Origin of the sequence: Halomonas salipaludis (genome assembly GCF_002286975.1) — a bacterium.
Classification (GTDB): domain Bacteria; phylum Pseudomonadota; class Gammaproteobacteria; order Pseudomonadales; family Halomonadaceae; genus Franzmannia; species Franzmannia salipaludis.
Genome location: NZ_NSKB01000005.1, coordinates 306,855 through 328,252, shown reverse-complemented (window position 1 = coordinate 328,252; position 21,398 = coordinate 306,855). Strand labels below are relative to the sequence as shown.

The 21,398-nt window shown below is 61.0% G+C and carries 20 protein-coding genes; 8 read left to right on the top strand and 12 right to left on the bottom strand.

Going from position 1 to position 21,398, the window contains the following annotated elements; all coding sequences use genetic code 11:
* Positions 1–63: 63 nt before the first annotated feature.
* Positions 64–1,791, bottom strand: coding sequence for a mechanosensitive ion channel family protein (locus CK498_RS14715; RefSeq protein ID WP_095621608.1), 1,728 nt, complete (start codon positions 1,789–1,791; stop codon positions 64–66).
* Positions 1,792–2,118: 327 nt separating this feature from the next.
* On the opposite strand from CK498_RS14715, the gene CK498_RS14710 reads away from it, so the two are divergent.
* Positions 2,119–2,325: a cold-shock protein gene (locus CK498_RS14710; RefSeq protein WP_076746423.1), complete on the top strand. Its 207-nt coding sequence runs from the start codon at positions 2,119–2,121 to the stop codon at positions 2,323–2,325.
* A 148-nt stretch (positions 2,326–2,473) separates the two neighbouring features.
* Here CK498_RS14710 and CK498_RS14705 read toward each other — a convergent pair whose 3' ends face one another.
* Positions 2,474–2,908, bottom strand: coding sequence for a hypothetical protein (locus CK498_RS14705; RefSeq protein WP_095621607.1), 435 nt, complete (start codon positions 2,906–2,908; stop codon positions 2,474–2,476).
* Between the two features lie 249 nt (positions 2,909–3,157).
* Complete coding sequence (locus CK498_RS14700) at positions 3,158–3,505, bottom strand: helix-turn-helix domain-containing protein (protein WP_095621606.1); 348 nt, start codon at positions 3,503–3,505, stop codon at positions 3,158–3,160.
* 619 nt (positions 3,506–4,124) lie between these two features.
* Here CK498_RS14700 and CK498_RS14695 point away from each other — a divergent pair.
* Positions 4,125–5,912, top strand: a complete 1,788-nt coding sequence (locus CK498_RS14695; RefSeq protein ID WP_095621605.1) for a putative bifunctional diguanylate cyclase/phosphodiesterase — start codon at positions 4,125–4,127, stop codon at positions 5,910–5,912.
* Between the two features lie 75 nt (positions 5,913–5,987).
* Here CK498_RS14695 and CK498_RS14690 read toward each other — a convergent pair whose 3' ends face one another.
* Genes CK498_RS14690 through CK498_RS14680 form a run of 3 tightly spaced genes read right to left on the bottom strand, consistent with a single transcriptional unit; the run spans position 5,988 to position 8,565 of the window.
* Positions 5,988–6,524, bottom strand: a complete 537-nt coding sequence (locus tag CK498_RS14690) for a GDYXXLXY domain-containing protein (RefSeq protein WP_095621604.1) — start codon at positions 6,522–6,524, stop codon at positions 5,988–5,990.
* Positions 6,521–7,585 carry a DUF4401 domain-containing protein gene (locus tag CK498_RS14685; RefSeq protein WP_095621603.1) on the bottom strand — a complete coding sequence of 355 codons (1,065 nt, stop codon included), beginning with the start codon at positions 7,583–7,585 and terminating at the stop codon, positions 6,521–6,523. The genes CK498_RS14690 and CK498_RS14685 overlap by 4 nt, the downstream gene beginning before the upstream one ends.
* On the bottom strand, positions 7,582–8,565 hold the full coding sequence (locus CK498_RS14680) for a DUF2157 domain-containing protein (protein ID WP_095621602.1): 984 nt from the start codon (positions 8,563–8,565) through the stop codon (positions 7,582–7,584). The genes CK498_RS14685 and CK498_RS14680 overlap by 4 nt, the downstream gene beginning before the upstream one ends.
* A 188-nt stretch (positions 8,566–8,753) precedes the next feature.
* Between CK498_RS14680 and CK498_RS14675 the strand changes: the two genes are divergently transcribed.
* The 5 genes from CK498_RS14675 (at position 8,754) to CK498_RS14655 (ending at position 13,778) form a co-directional block, all read left to right on the top strand.
* The gene (locus CK498_RS14675; RefSeq protein ID WP_095621601.1) at positions 8,754–9,755 is read left to right on the top strand and encodes a GlxA family transcriptional regulator; all 1,002 of its coding nucleotides are present in this window, start codon (positions 8,754–8,756) and stop codon (positions 9,753–9,755) included.
* Between the two features lie 129 nt (positions 9,756–9,884).
* Positions 9,885–10,871: a TRAP transporter substrate-binding protein gene (locus CK498_RS14670; RefSeq protein ID WP_095621600.1), complete on the top strand. Its 987-nt coding sequence runs from the start codon at positions 9,885–9,887 to the stop codon at positions 10,869–10,871.
* Between the two features lie 57 nt (positions 10,872–10,928).
* Positions 10,929–11,426 (top strand): TRAP transporter small permease, encoded by a 498-nt coding sequence (locus tag CK498_RS14665; RefSeq protein WP_095621599.1) that lies wholly within the window; start codon positions 10,929–10,931, stop codon positions 11,424–11,426.
* A complete protein-coding gene (locus CK498_RS14660) occupies positions 11,423–12,703 on the top strand; it encodes a TRAP transporter large permease (protein ID WP_095621598.1) in 1,281 nt (426 codons plus the stop codon). The genes CK498_RS14665 and CK498_RS14660 overlap by 4 nt, the downstream gene beginning before the upstream one ends.
* A gap of 58 nt (positions 12,704–12,761) precedes the next feature.
* Positions 12,762–13,778: a proline racemase family protein gene (locus tag CK498_RS14655; protein WP_095621597.1), complete on the top strand. Its 1,017-nt coding sequence runs from the start codon at positions 12,762–12,764 to the stop codon at positions 13,776–13,778.
* Between the two features lie 73 nt (positions 13,779–13,851).
* On the opposite strand, the gene otnC is transcribed toward CK498_RS14655, so the two are convergent.
* From otnC to CK498_RS14625, 6 genes are all read right to left on the bottom strand, one after another.
* Positions 13,852–14,496, bottom strand: a complete 645-nt coding sequence (gene otnC / locus CK498_RS14650; RefSeq protein WP_095621596.1) for a 3-oxo-tetronate 4-phosphate decarboxylase — start codon at positions 14,494–14,496, stop codon at positions 13,852–13,854.
* The gene (gene otnK, locus CK498_RS14645) at positions 14,493–15,773 is read right to left on the bottom strand and encodes a 3-oxo-tetronate kinase (protein ID WP_095621595.1); all 1,281 of its coding nucleotides are present in this window, start codon (positions 15,771–15,773) and stop codon (positions 14,493–14,495) included. Before otnK ends, otnC begins: the two co-directional genes overlap by 4 nt.
* Complete coding sequence (locus tag CK498_RS14640; RefSeq protein ID WP_095621594.1) at positions 15,770–17,287, bottom strand: tripartite tricarboxylate transporter permease; 1,518 nt, start codon at positions 17,285–17,287, stop codon at positions 15,770–15,772. Before CK498_RS14640 ends, otnK begins: the two co-directional genes overlap by 4 nt.
* 46 nt (positions 17,288–17,333) lie before the next feature.
* Complete coding sequence (locus tag CK498_RS14635) at positions 17,334–17,816, bottom strand: tripartite tricarboxylate transporter TctB family protein (RefSeq protein WP_095621593.1); 483 nt, start codon at positions 17,814–17,816, stop codon at positions 17,334–17,336.
* Between the two features lie 110 nt (positions 17,817–17,926).
* Complete coding sequence (locus CK498_RS14630) at positions 17,927–18,901, bottom strand: tripartite tricarboxylate transporter substrate binding protein (protein WP_095621592.1); 975 nt, start codon at positions 18,899–18,901, stop codon at positions 17,927–17,929.
* A gap of 54 nt (positions 18,902–18,955) precedes the next feature.
* Positions 18,956–20,338 carry a flagellar biosynthesis protein FlgA gene (locus CK498_RS14625; protein WP_229359088.1) on the bottom strand — a complete coding sequence of 461 codons (1,383 nt, stop codon included), beginning with the start codon at positions 20,336–20,338 and terminating at the stop codon, positions 18,956–18,958.
* A gap of 364 nt (positions 20,339–20,702) precedes the next feature.
* Between CK498_RS14625 and CK498_RS14620 the strand changes: the two genes are divergently transcribed.
* Positions 20,703–21,365, top strand: a complete 663-nt coding sequence (locus tag CK498_RS14620; RefSeq protein WP_095621590.1) for a GntR family transcriptional regulator — start codon at positions 20,703–20,705, stop codon at positions 21,363–21,365.
* The last annotated feature ends 33 nt before the right edge of the window (positions 21,366–21,398 follow it).

Here is a 21,398-nt window from a genome sequence, read left to right as displayed (position 1 = left end):
TCGAACCTCCGGGTTCGATAGCAGGGCCCGCTTCGGCGGGCCCTGCTGTGTTGTGGCTAGCGGCTAACTTGGCTCACGCGCATCTGGATGCCCGCCCTTGGCGATATCATGCTGACTGAGCACGGCTATCTCCCGCGGCCACCACTCGGGGTGGTTGTCACGAATGAAGGCCATCAGCCTTTCGCGGACATTCATTTCCGCTATCCAGCCGGCGAAAGGATCCGAGGCCATGAGATAGCAGGAGACTGTCTGGGTCCTTTCGCTCTGGCCGGTGACATAGCAGCAAAGTTTGTGGTGTTCGATGACGTTGTCCTCCTCCTTGGCGAACGCCATGAACTTCTCCCTGATAGTCGGGATATCTGCGCTCAAATGGAGCACCAACTCCAGCGTCCGGCACAGCTTGGCGCCCTTTATCGATAGATTCTCGAAGGGCCTGGAGACAAAGTACGTCACCGGCACGATCAAGCGCCGCTCGTCCCAGACCCTAAGCCGTATGAAGGTATAGAAAATGCCCTCCACGTAGCACCACTGCCCTTCGAACATCACCAGGTCGCCGATGCGTATCGGCTTGGCCAAGGACACCTGGAACGAGGAGAGGATATTACCCAGCACTGCCTGGCCCGCGATACCTACCAGCACAGTCACGACACTGGCCGACGCCAATAGCGACATGCCCAGCGTCTCGAAGAGCTGGATCTGGCTGAGTACATAGACGGTAACCGCAACGACCGTGATCAGGATGATGATCCGGCGCAGCGCATAGAGCGTAGTCAGCAGCTTGCGCTCGTCGCGGGGCTTGGTGTCGTCGATCTCCCCGGCGATCCGCCTAGTCACTTTGAGCAGAAGAGTATCCACCAGGCGCAGCGCAATCGTACCAACACCCCAGGCGATGAGGATGATCAGCAAGACCCGCATGAAGGTAGTGGCAACGGCCGTGAAGGAGACAACATAGTCGAGCACGGCCTGGGCTACGAAGGCCATGACCAGCAGAGCCATGGGGACGCGGATCCTGCCAGTGAAGATACTCGGTGCGCCACTCGGGGACCAGTGCGCCAGCAGGCCGACAAGACCATAGACCCCCCACCCTACCAGGCCGGTCACTAGCAGGAAGAGCGGGATCGCGATCCACTCCCAGATCTGCAGCATGCCGAGCGTCGCCTTGAAGCGCTCAGGGATGAACGCCTCCAGCAGCGATGGACCGAACGCCTCGTAGAGCACGGGAATTGACGCGACGCTATCGGGAGTGATCAGCCAAACCGGGTCCTCGCCCTCGACTCGATAGCGGGCCAGGCGGATATCGTAGGTATCACCCTCGGCATCGAGCGAAGCGAGTTCGAGGTTTCGACGCGGCTGACCTGCCTGCGGGTGCTGCCCCGACGGATCCTCGATAGCGGCATCTGGGCGCCCGGAAAGGTCAGAGACATTCAGCCGCTCACCACGCTGCAGCACCTCGGCCAGTTGCCTGGCCAGCTCTGCCCCCCTCTCTCGCTGCTCTGCAGGGCCCAGTTCGCCAAGGTTGAGCACATGCGCCGCAGCGACGAAATCCTCCTGTTCGGTAAGCGCCAGAAAGCTGCGGATTGTCTCGCGCGGTGTTTCCCGCCGGAGCTGTTCCGGGACCTCATCGAGCCCGGCATTGATGGAATCGAGAAGAAACCATTCCCCCTCCTCGCTATCTCCATCATTCGCGTCCGTGCCTTGCGACATCTGGGCCACCCCGGGCCCAGCAAGGAGAATGGCCACTGCCATTGCGGCCCATACTGCCAACAGACGCCTTGCGCCGTTTCCTGTCATGCCATTCTTCCTAATTGAAGCGGACCGCCGTCTCTTCCCTCAGACAGCGCTGCTTGGGGTGCGCCGCCCCCAAGGCTGTTAGCAGTACAGCTCACCGACGACCGTTTCGTCCAGCCGTAGGTGGACTATTAAATAGCAAAAATCAAAAAAGACTTTGACCCGAGCGAATAACCGTGACACCGTAGGTAAAGCAGGTTAGTTAACGGTAAGTAATTCAGTAATGTACGATTTTCTTCGGCAGTCTGTAATTTTATCTCGTTCTACCCGCTGCACATCTGGGTAAAACCAGTAATATTGCAAGGCGCTAAGCGCGAAAGGATCGACATTATGGCAACTGGCACAGTTAAGTGGTTTAACGACGCAAAAGGTTTTGGCTTTATCGCACCGAGCGACGGTGGTGATGACGTCTTTGCCCACTTCTCCGCCATTCAGGCAGAAGGCTTCAAATCCCTGGAAGAAGGCAGCTCCGTCTCTTTTGACGTGACCCAGGGCCAAAAAGGCCTCCAGGCTTCAAATATCAAGCAACTCGCATAACGTAACGGTTAACGAGTGTTCGAACCCCACGGGGTCGATATCAGGGCCCGCCTCGGCGGGCCCTGATGCGTTATGGCTACCGGAAAATTTGGCCCTTGCCAGGAGATGTCATGATCCGCTCCTGGAAACGCTCGATCCGGGCGGTGCCTCACTGCCTGGCCAGCGGCGTTCGCCGCAGGCAGGCAAGATGCAGAAACGGCACCAGCAGCGGGCTGGCCAAACTGCCCGTGGCCACGATGACCGCGGCCTCTGGCGCTTGCCAGCCGGCGACGATCAGGCCCAGCAGCAGCAGTGAAACGCTCACCAGCCCGGCCCCGAGACAGGCGGCCCGCCACTCCCACTGCGGCTTCTTCAGGCCCGCTCCAGGATAGCGAAGATACGCGACCGCCACCCACCATAGACCCACAATCCCCAGGTTGCCTATCAGCACGAAATGTATAATCAGCAATGCTTCCAAGCTCCATGGAAAGCTCACGGTGAACAGCAAGGCCAGGCTGAAGAGCATACAGATCACACTGACCGGGAGTGCCAGCAAGAACAGCTCGGCCGCAATCAAGATTTGATGAACGCTGTCCCTGGTCATGTGGCTCCGGACGCAAGCTTGAGTAACAGCCCCCATCATATACCCTCTACCAACCAGTCTCACGGGGAATGCTGCCGTGGGAGATCTCCCTGCTAGCCGTGAGCGCCAGCAGGGTGCTTAACAGCGCCCGCCAGTGATCGACTGCCGAGCGCTGGAGATGGTGGAAACGCACTCGCCTGTCATAACAAAATATTTCCTCGTTATTTGCAGCAGACGCAATGAAAGACAAGCGCAACATCGCAATTATATTCAATCCACCCTTAGCCTGACAGTCAACTTTTCTACAACATCCACAACCAATTGGCGGTCACTTGGCTTTAAAGGTGATAACAACTGTTTCATTCTGCTTGCCTGATCATCAACATGCGAGCTGGCCTGGCCGAGCAGCTCCGCGGCTTCGCAGTTTAAAATCTCCGCGAGCTCTATTAAGCGCACAATGTTGGGAATTACACGTCCCCGCTCGATTCGCGAAACGGCTTCATTACCAACACCTAAGCGCTCAGCAACTTCTTCTTGGGTCAATTGACTGAGAACCCGCTGCTTGGCAATAGCTCGACCAATGCTGCCTGCTAGCCGTTTCTGTTCTGTTTTATTCACAACGCCCTCCATGTGGACCTAGATGGTTGAGGAGCGACCTATTGACATGAAGGACTGCTTAGGTTGAATATCAACCCATAAGGTTGAAATAGAAGCCTATTTTTACATTTTGCATTCTTTTGATACTTAATGATACATAATGGCTCGCCAGCGCACCATAGATGCCGCCAGATTCCAGAAAAAAGCACTGCCTAACGATAGTTTCACAGTTTCTTATACTGATATGCGATGAGCTTCTATGCGGAATAGCGCCTGCTTGCTGCTCCATTAAATTAGAAAAATGTAATTTAATGAAACTGTTTTTAATCGAAAAGCGACTGAGCGATTACATTTCGAGAGGCGCTTTCAATAACTAGCTTTATAGATGTCAAGGTGGGCGACATGAGCGATTTGAGAAGATCAAGAACACCTTCGGTCGAGGTGACGAGCTCGCCGAAATCGAGCGACCGCTCATGGCCACGCTATATGGTACCCGATCGCGAGCGGGCTAGTAATTAACAACCGGCTTCTCACCCTATGGCTGATAGGCAGCACAGTTACAGGGAGTTCATACAGGTAGTAAACGACATCACACAACAAGCGGGCGCTGAAAAGAGTTGGACAACATGATGAGGCTCCGATGAACACCATTAATGAACAACAACGTCTTCACCACACCGTTGTTAACGTCGCGACCGCTGTATCTGGAAAAAATGACGAAGCATTTCTGCATCAGCTCACTGCCCATATGGCTGAGGCACTATTTGCTGAAGTCGGATTCATTGCCCTGCTGGACAAGCAAGATCCTGACATAGCCCACACTCTGACGCTGTATGTAAATGGCCAGCACCAGAAAAATTTTGCCTACTATCTTCCCGGTGTACCATGCCACAAGGTGATGGTTGAACATGAGTGCATCGTTCATGAGGGAGCTGCCATCATGCTGCCAGCCGAGACCAACGGCGCGCTCTCTTGGGTGAATGGATATGTAGGACGTCGACTGGATGATAGCCATGGGCAGCCGATGGGACTTATCGGCGTGATGTTCAAAAAACCGCTGAGTGATGTAAATATCGTGCGCAATGTATTGCAGATATTTGCCGCAAGAACTGCATCAGAGCTAGAACGTCAGCAAGATGAAGCGCGGATACGCCAATTAGCCTTTTGTGACCCCGGCACTCAATTGCCTAATCGTGCCGCATTCATGCACCATTTAGAGCACGTCCTGACTAACCATAAACCGTCAAGGACTGCCCTACTACTGCTGGATCTCAACCATTTCAAAGAGATTAACGACACCGCCGGCCACGACTTGGGCGACTTGGTTATAAAGACCATTGCCGGCCGCCTCTCTGCCTCACTAAATACAGGCGAATTCTTGGCTCGGTTAGGTGGTGATGAATTCATAGTGATTTGCCCAGCAGCAGGTGAGGTTAATGCGCTAGCCACCGCTCAACGGCTTTGCGATAGCATTGAACCACCTATTGTTGTAGAGCAACACTCTTTTCAGATTTCCGTGGGAATCGGTATTTCACTCTATCCCAAGCATGCGATAACGCCTCTGGAGCTGTTGAAGCGCAGTGATATTGCCATGTATCAAGCGAAGCGCGCAAAACGTGCCATTTGCATATTCGAACCTTGGATGGAACGTGTCGTCTCAGAGCAACTACATATCGCCAAACGCCTAACCGCTGCCATAGCAGGAAGTAGGCTGAGTCTGCACTTTCAGCCTCAGGTGGATTTACATAGCGGCAAGTTGATTGGCGCCGAAGCCCTTTGCCGATGGTATGATGAGGAGCTTGGCAACGTATCGCCGGGCAAGTTCATTCCCATCGCCGAAGAGCGCGGCATGATCGTCGCACTTGGTCACTGGGTCATCGAAGAAGCCTGCCGGCAGCTTGCCGAGTGGCATCATAAAGGCCAGGACATGCCAGGGCAGTTGGCGATTAACATTGCCGCCGCCCAGTTTGAAGAGGACGACTTGGTCACCCACTTGCTCAACAGCTGCTCTCACTTCGACATCCCCCCCTCCAAACTCAGCCTGGAAATCACCGAAAGCGGCATCATGGATAATCCTGAAAAAGCCATCTCCATGACAGAGGTGTTGAAGAGTAAGGGGCTAGGGCTCTCGATCGATGATTTCGGAACCGGCTACTCATCGCTGGCTTACCTAAAACGCTTTTCTGCAGATAAAATCAAAATTGATATCTCCTTCGTCCGCGACATGCTGATTAGCGACAATGACCGTGTCATCGTCGCAACGATTATTGCCATGGCGAACACGCTGGGGATGGGGACGATTGCGGAAGGCATTGAGCACCAGGCTCAGGCAAGCGCATTACTCTCGATGGGGTGCTCTCAGGCACAGGGGTACTACTTTGACCAGCCATTAACGGCCGAGAAGTTTGCCCAATGCTGGCTGTCCTAGGTTTTGTACGAACCGTCGGCGAACGCAGGCCAGTGCCGTTCCCGACGAGCCAACCTACGCCCCTCGCCATGCCCCCTATCGCGCCATCTCTCCGAGCTGCTCGAGCTCAGCGTCGTGCAGCGAGACCAGTAGGGGTTCTCCGCGCTGGTTGACGCGAAACTGGCCGTAGCGGGCGGGCTCAAAGCGTTCGGCGTGGCCCTCCTGAAAGAAGAAGGCGTCGGTGGCAAAGCGCACCCGGCCGTTACGCACCCGATAGCGCAGGCGCATTTCATCGACCTCCAGCGCCTGCTCGCCGGCATCGAGATGCTGGAAGCCGGCGACGCGCTGCGCATCCAGTCGCACGACCACATGGCCATCGGCGGCCAGCGGCTCGCCGCCCTCCGAGCGCTGGGCGCCGCGAGCCTCGCTGATGCGGTTGGCGAGTTCGAAGTTCAGCGCCATGTAATCGCCCTGCATCAATGAGCGCGGATCCACCGGCGCCAACTCGAGATACACCACCTCACCCTCGGCCAGATGGCGCTCCTTGGCCCAGATCGCCCAGTTGACCAGCGCCAGGATCAGCAGGGTGGCCACCACCACCAGCCCCCGGCGCCACTTGACGGAGGACATCATCGCGCCACCTCCCCGTCACCCCGTCGCCACCAGCGCTGCAGCCCCCAGCGCAGCGCCAGCAGCAGCACGCCGAGTGCCAGCAACGTCGCAGACTTGGTCAGCAGCGTGACCTCCAGCCAGTAGTAGTAGTTGGCCATGGCCAACAGCAGCAACAGCACGCCAAGCGCGATGATCAGCCGGTGAGCGATGGCAAACCCCAGCGTGATCACCACCACCGCTTGGCTAAGGCCATGGGCCTGCAGCGAGAGCAGCATGACGACGGCGGCGGCGCCATAGGCCGCCACCCGCACGCGTGGTGCCATAGCGTGGGCCTCGCGCTGGAAGATATGGCGGAGCAGCAGCAACAGCGCCAGCGTGGCCAGCGCATCGCCCATCCAGGGCGCCAGCCAGGTCAGCACCAGGCCATCCCGATGAAGCTCCATGAGCAGCGACTGGCCGGAATACTCCATCACCTGAATGGCCAGCAGGCCCAGCAGCAGGCCATGGCCCAGCGCCTGGCACTGGCGCATTCGTGCCGGCCAGCGAAATTCGTTGAGCCACAGCGCCACGGCTACCAGCAGCACCAGGCCGCCGGCGATGGGCGCCGCCGAGAGGCTCTCGCTCAAGGCCATATAGAGCGCCAGGCTCGCCGCCAACGCCGACAGGGCACGATGGGTAAGGCTCGGCATGACCAGGGCGAGCATCACCTGAAGCAGCAGCAGCGCCCACCACAGGCCGGCGGTTTGATTGATCAGGGCATGGGCCAGCGCCCAGGCCACCAGCAGCTGCCCGCAGAGGCTTGCGGCCAGCCCCAGGTGCTCGACGAAATCGCCGCCGTTGCCGCGCAGCAGCGCATAGGCGCCGGCGATCAATACCAGCCCCAGCGCGGCGGCGGCAATACTGCTCTCGAGTATGAACACCATCCCCATGCCGATGAAGCCGAGCAGGAACAGCGCCGCCAGCCACCCCGAGAACGCCTGCAGCGCGCGTACGAACCAGGGCGGCTCGATGGCTGGCGCCGCCTCGCCTTCGGCCAGCGTAATGCCCGCCCGGTCGAGCCTCTCTCTGAGCGATTCCGTCATGCCGACATCTCCCGGTGAAGCCGCTTGAGCCAGATCACTGCCATGGCCCCCATGCCCAGCACCGCCATCGCCAGCACCAGCAAGCCACCCGGATCCCCCTGGCGCATGAAATAGCGGCCAATCAAGGCGGTCACCACCACGATCACCGACAGGCAGCCCCCAGCCAGCATGAAAAGGTCGGCTCGCCAGTAGCGATACACGACGTAGAGCGCCGCCAGCCAGGCGGGATAGACCAGTGCGGCGGCCGAGAAGCCCGACCGCTCATCGAAGAGCCAGGCGAGCACCAACAGCGTCACCGGGATGCCGCTGCCCAGCGCCAGCAGGCACGTGGCCCAGCCAGCCGACAGCCATTGCCAGCGCCGAGCACCCAGCTCCCATACCACCAGCGCCGAGGTGTTGAGCACGAACAGCCCCCACAGGGCGGCAGCGTCACTGATGAAAAAGGGGCCAAAGGCGCCGCTCCAGGTACGAAAATAGAGCGCCACGGAGAGGTTGAGCAGCCCAAGCCACAGGACCCACAGCGCATCGAAGCGCGCCACCAGCGTCCAGGGCAGCATCAATAGCGCCCAGATACAGAACAGCTGCCAGGGGTCGGCGCCGGTCTGGTAGACCTGGCCGAACAGCGCCAGCAACACGCCCAGCAGCAGCGAGGCCGACATAAGTGCCGCCCGGGCGACCCTATTTTTCACGATGCCGCGCCCCTCGGCCCAGCAGTAGACGGCAATCGCCGCCACCAGTGCCGCTTGCACCAGCCCAAAACGCAGCCAGCGGGGCATCTCGTTCCAGTTGTAGGCGACCAGGAACATCACCGCGAAGACCAGCGCCAGCGTACCCAGCCACAACAGCAGCCGGTCCACGAACAGGCCCCAGGCCCGCCCCGACGGATGCAGCCCGGAGAGCGCGACCGCCTGCCCCACCTGCCCGGGGGGTATTGCCCCCTGCTCGATCAATGCCGCCAGCTCACGGCGAGTAGAAGCCATGTCGTGTCCTTACGTGATGGGCTACAGTGTGGTCGTAGCTGCGCCTCGACGCTTTCATGCTACCCCCCTCTACCCTCGACCTGCCACCGGGAGAGGATATCCGATGACATTGCCTTGGCCTCGAAGATCCGCCAGCGTGGGCGCATACTAACGCACTGTCGTTTTCGCTCGCCGTGATGAGGCCATCGATGCCCCACCTCCAACAGCCGCCGCTGCGTGTCGGTTTCATCCTGCTGCCACTTTTCACACTGAATGCCTTTGCCGGTTTCATCGACTCGCTGCGCCTGGCTGCCGATAAGGGCGGACGCAGCCGACAGATTCATTGCAGCTGGCAGATCATGGGGCCGGGACCAGTGACCTCGAGCTGCGGCCTGGAAGTCCACCCCCAAACCTCTTACCGTGACCCGTGCCACTTCACCCATATCGCCGTATGCGGCGGCAACAATTACCTCGATCCTCACGAAGACAAGGGACTCAGCGATTACCTGAAGGAAGCCTGCAAGCAGGGCGTGAAGCTGGTCGGCGTCTGTACCGGTACCTTCTCCATCGCGCGGGCCGGCTTGCTCAAGGGCCAGCGGGTCTGTGTGCACTGGAACGTCATTAACGACTTTCGCCAGCAATTCCCACAGATCGATGCGACGCCCGATCGCCTGTTCCTTGAATCCGCTCGGGTCATCACTTGTGCCGGGTCGTCGGGGGCGACCGACATGGCATTGCACCTGATCCGTCGACGGTGTGGCCCGGAGAAGGCGCAACAGGCCATTCGACACATGATCCTAAACGGCATGCGCACCTCCAACTCGCCGCAGACCCACTTCTTCGAAGCCATTCATGAAATTCGCGATGAGCGTGTGCGCGTCGCCGTGCTGACCATGGAGCAGTCACTGAATGCCCGGCTGGACACCCAGGGGCTGGCGGAGCGGATCAACCTGAGTCCCCGCCAGTTGGACCGCCTGTTCAGGCAAGAGATGGGCACCACGCCCATGCGCTACTTCAAGACCATGCGGCTACGCTACGCCGAGTGGCTGCTACACCACACCGACAGTTCGGTGGCCGAGATCGCTGCCGACTGCGGCTTTGCCGATGCCGCACACCTCTCTCGTGACTTCACGACTCACTACGGCTGCAACCCGAGCGAATCGAGACGGCGGGGGCACCAGCCCCATGCTGCGTCAGTGGCATACGGCTAGACGTCCCTTATATTCAAAAATATGTCTTGAATCTTCTATATCCCTACATGGTGACCCCCTAGGCTAAGAGGCACGTGATCATTCAACCCATGACACGACTCCCTCAACAACAACCCAAGGAGCGTCATCATGAAGTCTCTCCCATCCCTCCCCCTGTTTACCGCGTTGGCGCTAGCCGTTGGACTCACCAACTCCGCTACCGCCGCGGACATCGAGCTGCGTGCTGCGACCATCGGCAGTCAGCAGGGCATCCAGATGGCGGGCCTGAGCGCCCTGGTGGAGCACGTGGCAGCCGCCACTGACGATGAAGTGGCCATCAATCTGTTCCACTCGGGCTCCCTCGGCGACCAGATCAGCAATATCGAATCACTCGACACTCGCACGCTCGACATCGCCACCATCGAAACGCCGATCACGACCGTCGATGAAGACCTGGGCATCCTCTCGCTGCCTTATCTGTTTCGCGATCGGGAGCATGTGAGAAACGTGCTCCTCGGCGAGATAGGCGAAGCCATCAAGGCGCAGCTCCAAGAGCAGGATTACCGGGTCATCGGTTTCTACGAGGGGGGCTTTCGTCACATCACCAACAACCGTCACCCCATCGCAACACCTGATGACTTGAGTGGCTTGCGCATCCGCACCCCGGAGAGCCGCCAGCGGGTGGAAATGTTCAACGCCTATGGTGCCAACGCCTCACCGCTACCCTATCCAGAGCTCTATTCTGCGCTCCAGACACGTGTCTTCGACGGCCAGGAAAACCCACTGGTCGAGGTCGAAGCCAGTCGTTTCTATGAAGTGCAGGACTACCTCTCGCTGTCGGGGCACGTCTATACCGTCGGCTTCCTGCTGATGAACGAAGCGCGCTTCCAGGATCTTCCCGAGGAGGTTCGGCAGGCGTTGCTCGAGGGAGGCGCGAAGGCGTTCGCGGCCACCGAGGCCTTCGGCGAACACGCCGACCAGAGCGTGATCGACCTGGTCGAGCAGAACGGCATGCAGGTCAACGAAGTCGACATCGACGCCTTCATCGAGGCCTCGCAGCCGCTCTGGGAGGCCTTCACACAGGACCTCTCGGAAGAGGCCCGTGGCATGGTGGAGCGCATCGCCAACCATCCCTGAGCCGCCTCCAACCACAGGCAGGCCTTCCCGGCCTGCCCTACTCCCGGGAGCCTCACCATGCTTGATCGTCTTTTCGAAGCGGTCGCCGCTCTGCTGTTGTCTGCCATCACCGTACTGGCCATGGCAGCGGTACTCGCCCGCTATGTGTTCAATGCTTCGCTGTCCTGGAGCGCCGAAGTGCTGGTCGGACTACTGGTCTACGTCACTTTCTTTTGCGGCTATCTCGCCCTGCGCCAGGGCGCACACCTGCGCATCGACGTCATCGCAGCGCTGCTACCCAGCCGTGGCCAGTGGCTGCTGTTCTTCATCAACCAGACGCTGATCGGCGTGGTCTGCGCGGTCATGGTGATCTGGGGCATCGAACAAACCCTGCAGTTCTCGCACCGCACCACCCTGATGCTGGGCGCCCCCCAGTGGCTGTTCTACATCGCCGTGCCGATTACCGGTGTCGGCATGCTGCTGGAGCTGGTACGTCAATGCGTCGCCGCCGTCAGGGCCAAGGTGCCGCCCTATGAGGCCGCCCAGCATGCCGCGCTGGAGGAGAGTGCGTCATGATCCTGCTCGTCATCCTGCTGGCGCTACTGACGCTGATCGGCCTGGCCATGCCGATCGCTTTCGCCCTCACGCTGGTCTCGATCTGCGTACTGGCCTACTCCGGCGTCGACATGTTGGTGCTGGTCCAGCGCCTCTACCGCGGCACCGAATCCTTCCCGCTGCTGGCGGTACCGCTGTTCATCCTGGCTGGCCAGATCATGAACCACAGCGGCATCTCGGCGCGCCTGATACAACTGGCACGCGCTCTGGTCGGCGCCATTCGCGGTGGCTTGGCGGCAGTCAATATCCTCACTTCGATGTTCTTCGCCGGCATGAGTGGCACCTCGATGTCCGATACCGCCGCCGTGGGAGGGGTGATGATTCCGCAGATGGTCAAGCGAGGTTATTCGGCACCTTTCACCGCCGCGGTTACGGCTTCGTCATCCACCATCGGCATCATCATCCCGCCCAGCGTACCCATGGTACTGCTGAGCGCTTACATGGGCCTCTCCACAGGCGCGCTGTTCGCCGCCGGCCTGATCGCCGGCGTACTCACGGCAGTCGGCCTGATCACCATGGCCTGGTGGATATCGGTCAAACGCCAATACCCCATCGAGGCGGCCTTCTCACTTGGCGAACTCGGCAAGACCTTCGTCAGTGCCCTGCCCGCCCTGATGATGCCGGTGATCATCCTGGGCGGTATTCTCGGCGGCATCTTCACCCCCACCGAAGCCTCTGCCGTAGCCGTGGCCTACGGCATCGTCGCCGGCATGCTGCTGTACCGTTCGCTCTCGCTACGCATGCTCTACCGCGCCCTGGTGGAGAGCGCCGTGCTGACCGGCGCGGTGATGTTCGTCACCGCCGCCGCTCATACGCTTGGCTACACCTTCACCTACCAGAGCCTCGGCCAGTTGGTGCTGGGTCCCATTGCCGCGCTCGATATGGGCCCGATCGGCTTCCTGCTGATCCTCAGCCTGGTACTGATCATCGCCGGCACCTTCCTCGACGGCATCGCCATGATGTTCATCGTCGTGCCGCTGTTCCTACCCAGCGTGCAGCTGCTCGGCATCGATCCGCTGCAGTTCGCCATGGTGGTGATCCTGTGCTGGGGCATCGGCCAGCAGACCCCCCCGGTAGGCGCCGCGCTGTTCATTACCAGCGTGATCGCCAAGGTCGATGTGATCCGCATCACCTACGCCAACCTGCCCTTCATCGCCGTGATGCTGTTCGTGCTGCTCGCCGTCATCGTCTGGCCGGAAGGCATCGTCATGAGCGTACCGCGCTGGCTCGGTCTTTGAACCGGCCAGCGATGCTCTCCACCACTACAACCGCCCCATCCATACAGGACATGTTGTCATGAACAACCAGCAATTTCTCGACGTCATCTATACCCATACCGAAGGCGAACCGACCTGCATTATCCACGGCGGCATTCCCTACCCGCTCGGCGGCGACATCCTCGCCAAGCGCCGCTACCTGCAAGAGCATCACGACCATGTACGCACCAGCCTGATGCGCGAACCGCGTGGCCACCAGCACATGTTCGGCGTGTTTCTTACGCCTCCCTCCGACGCCGATCATGACGCCGGCATGCTGTGGATCGACGGCGAGCAGTTCGTCGACATGTGCGGCCACGGCACCATCGCGCTCTCCATGGCCATGGTTTCCCACCGCCTGGCGCCGCCCCCGCAAGAGAACGGCCTCACCCGTATTCGCTTCGAAACGACAGCTGGCACCGTGGTCTCAGAGGTCAAGGCCGATGCCGACAAGGTGCACTGGACCCGCTTCGAGAATGTGCCCGCCTTCGTCATGGAGCAGGATATTCCGGTCGACGTGCCTGGCCTCGGCACGCTCAAGGCCGACCTGGTGTTCGGCGGCAACTTCTTCGCCATCATCCGGGTGCCCTCCGACAAGCAGCCCATCGGCCCCGACAACGGCAGCTACTTCTCCCACGCCGGCCAGGCGGTGAAGGCCGAGCTCAACGCCCGTATGGAGATTCGTCACCCGACTCGTCCACACATCAACGGCCTGAATTTCGTCACCTTCTGGCACGAGGGCTCACAACCCGATTCGCTCTACCGCAATGTGCATGTTTTCTCCGACGGCAAGCTCGACCGCTCTCCCGGCGGTACTGGCACCAGCGCGATGATGGCCATGTTCCACGCCCGCAACGAATTGGACGTGGGCCGGCCCATCTACTCCGAGGGCCTGCTCGGTAGCGGCCGCTTCACCGGTGAAATCCTCGGTGAAACGGACATTGGCGGCTACCGCGCCATCCGCCCCAGCGTACAGGGCACCGCCGAGCTGATCGGCTACGCCAAATGGCTGATCGATGAGCGCGACCCGGTAGGCCGCGGCTTCGTGATCCGCTGACCTAGCTCGCGAAGAAATGAACGTCGCCTCCGGCAACCCAGGGGCGGCGTTGGCCTGACTGGGCGAGTCGAGTTCAGGCGGGAAAGCGCCGCTGTAGCTCGGCCACCTGCTCCTCGTTGAGGACACGCGGGTTCTCTCCACGCAGCAGCAGGAACAGCTTGGCGGTCTCTTCGAGTTCTTCGGTGGCGTAGACCGCCGCTTCCAGGTTCTTGCCCGCCACCACCGGCCCGTGGTTGGCCAGCAGCACGGCGCTGTGCTTGCCTGCCAGGCCGCGCACGGCATCGCCCAACTGGGGGTCGCCCGGGACGTGATAGGGCACCAGCGGCAGCTTGCCGACGCGCATCACGTAGTAGGCGGTGAGCGGCGGAATACAGTCGCAGGGATCGATGCCGGGTAAGCAGGACACCGCCACCGAGTGAGTGGAGTGCAGGTGCACAATGGCCCCGGACTGCGGGCGCTCGGCGTACATCGCCATGTGCAGGAACTGCTCCTTGGTCGGCGTGTCGCCATCGAGCCATTGGCCTTGACCATCGAGCCGCGAGATGCGTGCCGGATCGAGGCGCCCCAGGCAGGCGTTGGTCGGCGTCATCAGCCAGCCACCATCGTCCAGGCGCATGCTGATATTGCCGCTGGAGCCCATGGTCAGGCCTCGATCGAACAGCGACTTGCCTAGCGTGGCGATCTGCTCGCGCAGGACATTCTCGTCGTGAATGCTCATGGCAGCACCTCGAAGGCACGGGTAAAGAAGTCGACTCCGCCGAAGTTGCCCGATTTCAGCGCCAGCGACAGCGGCGCTTCGCGTCCCGCCAGTTGCGCCTGGGTCCAGGGTACGCCGGGATCGATCTGCTCACCGATGCGCAGGGTCTCGATGCCCAGCGCGGCCACCACGGCCCCCGAGGTCTCGCCGCCTGCCACCACCAGTCGGCCCACTCCCTCACTTATCAGCGTCGCCGCCAGGTGTCCCAACGCCCGTTCGACGAGCTGACCCGCGCGCTCGACACCGAGCCTGGCCTGGGCGGCCTTCACCCGCTCCGGATCGGCCGAGGCATAGACCAATACCGGCCCACCGCTTTCGAGGGCGTCCCGTGCGAAGGCGAGCGCCGCTTCCCGCTGTGCGTCGCTTTCCGCCAGGGCCAGCGGGTCGAGAGCGAAGCCGGGATAGCGCTCCAGGAAGTGCGCCACCTGGCCCAGCGTGGCCCGGGAACAGCTGCCCGACAGCACCAGCGCGCCGCCACTGCCCGGCTGCAGGCGGCCCGGCTCGGCGATCTTGTCAAGCCAGCCAAGGCGGCGATAGCGGGCGGGTAGCGCCTGGCCCAGGCCCGAACCACCGGTCACCAGCGGCATCGCTTCACAGGCCTCCGCCAGCACGTCCAGATCATGCTCGTCGAGGGTGTCGCAGACCACGTGCCGTACCCCCTGCCCGGCCAGTGTCGCCAGGTGCTGCCGGGCTGCCTCGGCGCCCTGGGCGAGCACCGGGCGCGCCATCAGGCCCACCGGATGAGGGGTCTGTTTGGCGAGTACGCGCACCAGGTCGGCATCCGTCATGGGCGTGAGCGGATGGTGCTGCATGCCGCTGTCGTTGAGCAGCCGGTCGCCGACGAACAGGTGGCCCTGGTAGACGGTGCGACCGTTCACCGGAAAGGCCGGCACCATCACCGTCTGCGCTGCCCCTAGTCGCTCCAGCAACGCATCGGCCACCGGGCCGATATTGCCATGCTCGGTAGAATCGAAAGTGGAACAGTACTTGAAGAACAGCTGGCGGGCGCCTTGCGCCCGCAGCCACGCCAGCGCGGCCAGCGAGTCGGCCACGGCCTCATCCGCCGGACAGGAGCGCGACTTTAGTGCCACCACCACGGCATCGACCTCACTCACCTCGAGATCCGGACCGGGTACGCCGATCACTTGCAGACAGCGCATGCCGCTGCGCACCAGGTTGTTGGCAAGGTCCGTGGCGCCGGTGAAGTCATCGGCGATGGCGCCCAATACGATGGTCATGACTGGCTCCGCTGTTTGGATGACAAGGACGTGGATCTGTTGCTACGCAGCCGCTTCACCAGAGGGGTGACGATGGTTATCGTCAGCAACAGACAGGCGATGGCCAGCAGCGTGGCGCTGATCGGACGAGTGAAGAGAATCGACGGGTCACCTTGGGACATCGAGAGCGTGCGGCGCAGCTCGCTCTCGGCGATCGGTCCCAGTACCAGCCCGAGAATGATCGATACCAGTGGAAACTTCAGCTTCTCCAGCAGATAGCCGAGCACGCCGAAGCCGAGCATCAGCCACACGTCGAACATCGAATTGCGTACCGAGTAGGTTCCGACGATGCAGCACATGACGATTAGCGGTCCCAGCGCCGAATAGGGCACGTTGAGCAGTTTGGTGAACAGCGCAATGAACGGCTTGGAGAACAGCAGGATCATAAAGTTGACGATGAACAGCCCGGCGAACACGGCATAGATCAGGTCGCTGCTGGTGATCATGAACATCGGGCCGGGCTGCAGCCCGTGCATGATGAAGGCGCCAAGAATCACGGCGGTGGTGCCACTGCCGGGAATGCCGAGGGCAAACAACGGCACCAGTGCGCCCATGGCCGCGGCATTGTTGGCCGATTCCGGCGCAGCCACCCCTTCCGGGGCCCCCTTGCCGAATGTCTCGGGATGCTTGGACCAGCGCACCGCCTCGCTATAGCTCACCATGGCCGCGGTGCTGGCCCCTATCCCGGGCAGAATCCCGGTGACCACGCCAATCAGCGACGAGCGCGTCAGCGTGCCACCGATCTGGCGCAGGATCGGCAGATCGAAGATCTTGATCCTGACCTTTTCCAGCGGCTGATGGCTGTCCTGGTCGAGCGCGCGCTTCATCACCTCGGAGATCGCGAACAGCCCCACGATCATCGGAATCAGCCCGACGCCCTCGGCGAGATTGAGGTTGTCGAAGGTATAGCGGCTGGTGCCGGTGAGCGGATCGATGCCCACCGTGGCGATCAGCAGGCCGAGGGCCGCCCCGATGAGGCCGTAGATCAAGCGCCCGCCGAGGGAAGCCACCACCGTCAAGCCGAGGATCGCCAGTGCGAAGTACTCGGGTGACGAGAAGCGCAGTGCCATGGTAGCGAGCATAGGCGTGAACACGATCAACGCCACGGTACCGACCAGGCCGCCGATGGCGGAACTCAACACACCGATGCCCAATGCCTTGCCGGCCTGGCCCTGCTGAGTCATGGGATAGCCGTCGAAGGCGGTCATCACCGCTTCGGGCGTCCCCGGCGCACGGTACAGAATCGCCGTGATCAGCCCCGAAAATACCGTGGCCCCGTAAATCGCCGTGAGCAGCATGAAGGCCGTGGTGGGCTCCATACCATAGGTGACCGGTAGCAGGATCACCACCAGGATCACGCCACTGATACCGGGCAGCGCGCCACCGATGAAGCCGATGAAGACCGCGGAGGTCAGCAATAGCAGATTGAGTGGCTGCAGCACCACGGCCAACCCGCCGAGAAAATGTTCCAGCATCGTCAACTCCTGGAGCAAGTCGATAGGGGTGTCATCGCGTTGGGTGTCACGGCAGGGGGATCCCGAGCAGAATGACGAATACGCCCTGCATAAGCGCCACCGCTACTGCCACGGTGATGGCAATGACCCACCACCTGCATGCCCCCAGCAGGAGTGTGCAAACCAAGGTGAAAAGCACGCTGGCGGCCAGGAAGCCAATGCTCTGGATCAGCACGGTGTAACCCACCGTGGCCGCCATCAGCCACCAGTGCCGCGTGCTGGCAAAGGACAGTTTCTGCGCCGCTGCCGCGCCGCTTCCTTCCTGTTCGGAATCGCTTTTGTCGTGAACGCTGCGACGACTATCGCGCCAGGTCATCGCCAGCAGCGCGCAGCCAAGCAAGAAGAGCATGACAATCAGGCTCAGCGGCCAGACCCGAGGCCCGATGAAGGTGGACACCTGCGCGGAGCTGGGGAACTGCAGCGTGGCTGGCAGGCTGGCCAGGGCCAGCACAATGATCGCCGTCGCGAAGAGATAGATCCTGACGTGCATATTGGCCCCCGAAGGGAACGTCGCGCGACCGGCCGTGTGGCCGGTCAGCGCAGTGGTGGTAAGTAGGGAGGCGGAAAGCTACCGCCGCCGTCTTGCTCATGTATCGCCGGTCACTCACCGTTCTGCAGCAAACGTGAATAGAGCGCGTAGTTGTTCTCGAGCCGCTGGCGATACGCTTCGCTGCCCATCCAGCCTTCGCGGTAGGTCAGGTTCACGCGCTCGGCATAGGTCTGGTACTCCTCGGAGTCGTAGACTTCCTTGAAGGCACCTTCGAGACGCTGCAAGATCGGCTCAGGTGTATCGGCATGGACGAAGATCGCCCGGTCGTTGCCGTCGGTCAGGTCCCAGCCATGTTCCACGGTAGTAGGCACATCGGGGTAGTGGTCCAGGCGCTCCTCGCTGAAGATCAGGATCGGCGCCATCTGGCCTGCCTCGATATAGCTCAGCAGCGGACTGAGCGATGTCGTGGTGGCATCGATGTTACCGCCCAGCACGTTGGCGGTGGCATTGCCGGTACTGTCGTAAGGAATGAAGTTGATATCGAGGCCCGATGCGTCGCGCAGCGACAAGAACGCTACGTGATCCGGGCTGGCCGTGTGGGTCCCCCCTACGGTGACCTTGCCTGGGTTCTCTCTGGCGTATTCCAGGAACGACTCGACATCCGGGTAACGCTCCGGGTTGACGAACAACGCCATCACATCCGACTGCATGCGTGCTATCGGCGTCAGTTGATCCAGGCCAATCGGATTCTGGCCGGCGGCCAGGGACGTGACCAGCGTCGTGGAGGCAAAATCCAGGGTATGGCCGTCCGGGTCACCGTTGGCGGTGCGCTGGTGTGCCAGGGCACCCGAGGCCGATGGCAGGTTGACCACGGTGATGCGTGCCCCACCTACTGCCTCCTCGAACATCGGGCGAACCACGCGAGCGAAGTTGTCCGTGCCACCGCCGGCACCCGCCGCCACCAGGAACTGGATCGGCTTGCTGGGGTAATCGCTGGCCTCGTCGGCGTTGGCCCCCATGGCCACACTGACCAAGGCCAGACCCAAGCCCAGAGTTGCGGATTTCAACGTTTTCTTGGCGAGCATGTCGTTCTCCTATGCTAATTGTTATGGCGTGTCATTCTTGCTGGGTTGAGTGAGTCAGCCGAGCGTCCCGTCGGCATTCTCGCGAGTTGCTGACAAGGCTTCCTGCCCATGGAACAACCGATCCTGCGCCTGACGAAGCTGGTAGAGCCGTGAGTCGGGTAGCGCAACATCCGCCAGGGTGATCGGCTGGTGAGGGGCGATGTCACGAATGACCTCCGCCCCGGGAAGCAGATAGAAAGGGACCTTGGCCTCTGGCGATAGCGGCGCGGCCGGGTGCACCTCCGGTCGCAGGCCCTCGATATGCCGATGGTGACCGCGCATCTCGAGTCGCTGCCCGGCATGGATGGTTTGGGTCGTGCGCGCGGTCAGATCGAACTTTGGCGTGGTGGCATGCCCGCCACCAGAGGGCAAGCCGTTGAGCACCGCATCGAGCAACGAGATAGGCGCTTCAAGGCCCAGCAGGTGGCGCGGCAGGTAGATCATTGCAGCGTTGCCGCTGCGGCTGAGGATATGCCCCTTGTCGCGCAGTAGCGTCCATACATGCGGGTCTTCGCAGCGCACCACAGCGAACACACCACCGGCGAAGCTGATTTCGTCCGGGCGGCGCAGGCAGTTGAATACTTCCAGACGCTCGTTGCCCTGCAGCACGCCGCCATGCGCCTGGAGATCCAGCAAGGACGGCACTTCACCGGTCCTCAGCACCAAGCCATGGAACTCGGAGCGGTCGGGCCCCAGTCCGGTGGCGTTGGCCACATTGACCATCTCGCACAGGTCGGGCACGGATATCTGGGGAATGGCGGCCAGGGCCTTGGCGCGCGCCCGGACGGTTTCACGCTCACGCCCCTCGGGCAGCTCCCACAGCTCGGCCAGGCCGGGCGCCGGGTAGGAGACGCCATTGCATATCACGCTGCCGGACGCCTCATCCCAGACGAAGTCATATTCGCTGCTCTTGCCGGCAGCGACGATCTCGAAGCCCAGCGTGCGGGCCCAGGTGACCAGGCCGATCAGCAGGCTTGGCTGATCACCATCCATCGGCGTGAACAGGCGATTCTGTCGATAGGCCAGCTGGGTCAGGTAGGGCCCCACCACGGATTCGGTCTCCTTGGTGGCGATACCGACGTGCTTGCCCGCCAGCAGGGCAGCTTCGGCATAGCGGGCGCCCACCTCGGGAATGCCCGTCGACTCCACCAGGATGTCGAAAGGCAGGTCCTGCACGGTATCGAACCCACCAGCGGCGACATAGCACCCCTCTCGCCAGGCTTGTAATGCCTCCTCGCGCAAATGGCATACCATTATCTCGGCATCGGGAATGCTGGCGAGGCGCAGTGCCTCCGCCGCCCGCTCCGGATTGACATCGATCGCCACCCTCGCGGCAAGCCCTTTCATGCTGCGTGCCTGGCGTAGAACACCACGGCCGAAGTCGCCGGCACCTGCCACGCAGACCTCAACAATTCTTTTATTTTCAAAATGTTGCAAGTAATTCATGAGTAATATTGTTCCGTGCCAATCATCGTTTAGGGCTGCGTCTTGTAGGAAGCTGGCCAGTGTATTGCACCTAGCCGAGACTCACCCCGCCTAGACAAGGGCAGGGTCGAGTGAGGCATGATCTGAGCAAAATGTAATGGTATGCCATTTTAAGGGTCAACCGATGCCAGATAAGACTTTAGTATTCCAGGCACAAGGACAATGGGTAAGTGATTGATAATTATAAACAAAAACTAGAGGGCACGAGCCACGAATATTTGAAAGGGAAAAAATGGTATGCCATTCTTGGCGCTCGCACTCAAGGTGAAGCAAACCAATGGAAGATGCCGTGCAGCCCAGCCACGCAGGGTTGGTCGAGAAAGTGGCCAACTATCTGCGTGAGCACATCGTGATGGACCATTTTCAGCCCGGCCAGCGTCTCCCCGAACGCACCCTGGCTGACGAGCTGCAGGTCTCGCGTACTCCATTGCGAGAGGCGCTGAAGATCCTGGCGACCGAAGGGCTGGTTATCATCTCTCCGCATCGGGGAGCGGTGGTTGCCGACGTCAGTGCCGCCGACATCAAGGAGAAGGCCTACGTATTGAGCGTGCTGGAGCAGGCGGCAGCAGAACTTACCTGTGCCAATGCCAGCGACGATGACATCGCGGAATTACAGGCACTCCATTATGAGATGAAGGCCTGCTTCCTGCGCCGCGACCGACAGAACTACTTCCGCCTGAACCAGGAGATCCACAACCGCATCGTCGCCCTGTCGGGTAACTCCACCCTGATCGACATGCATGCCAACCTGAGCCGCCAGCTTTACCGGGTACGCTACCTGTCGAACCAGAAGAACGAGAAATGGGCGACCGCCATGGAGGAACACGAAGCCATCATGGCGGCGCTGGAGGCAAGAGACCCTGAGCGGGTTGGGCGAGAACTGCGCAATCATCTGGGCAAGACCTGGGTGAAATATGCCAATGGCGATCCCATTGAGTGAAATCCCCATCCAGCCCCTCTAGACCTGCAATGA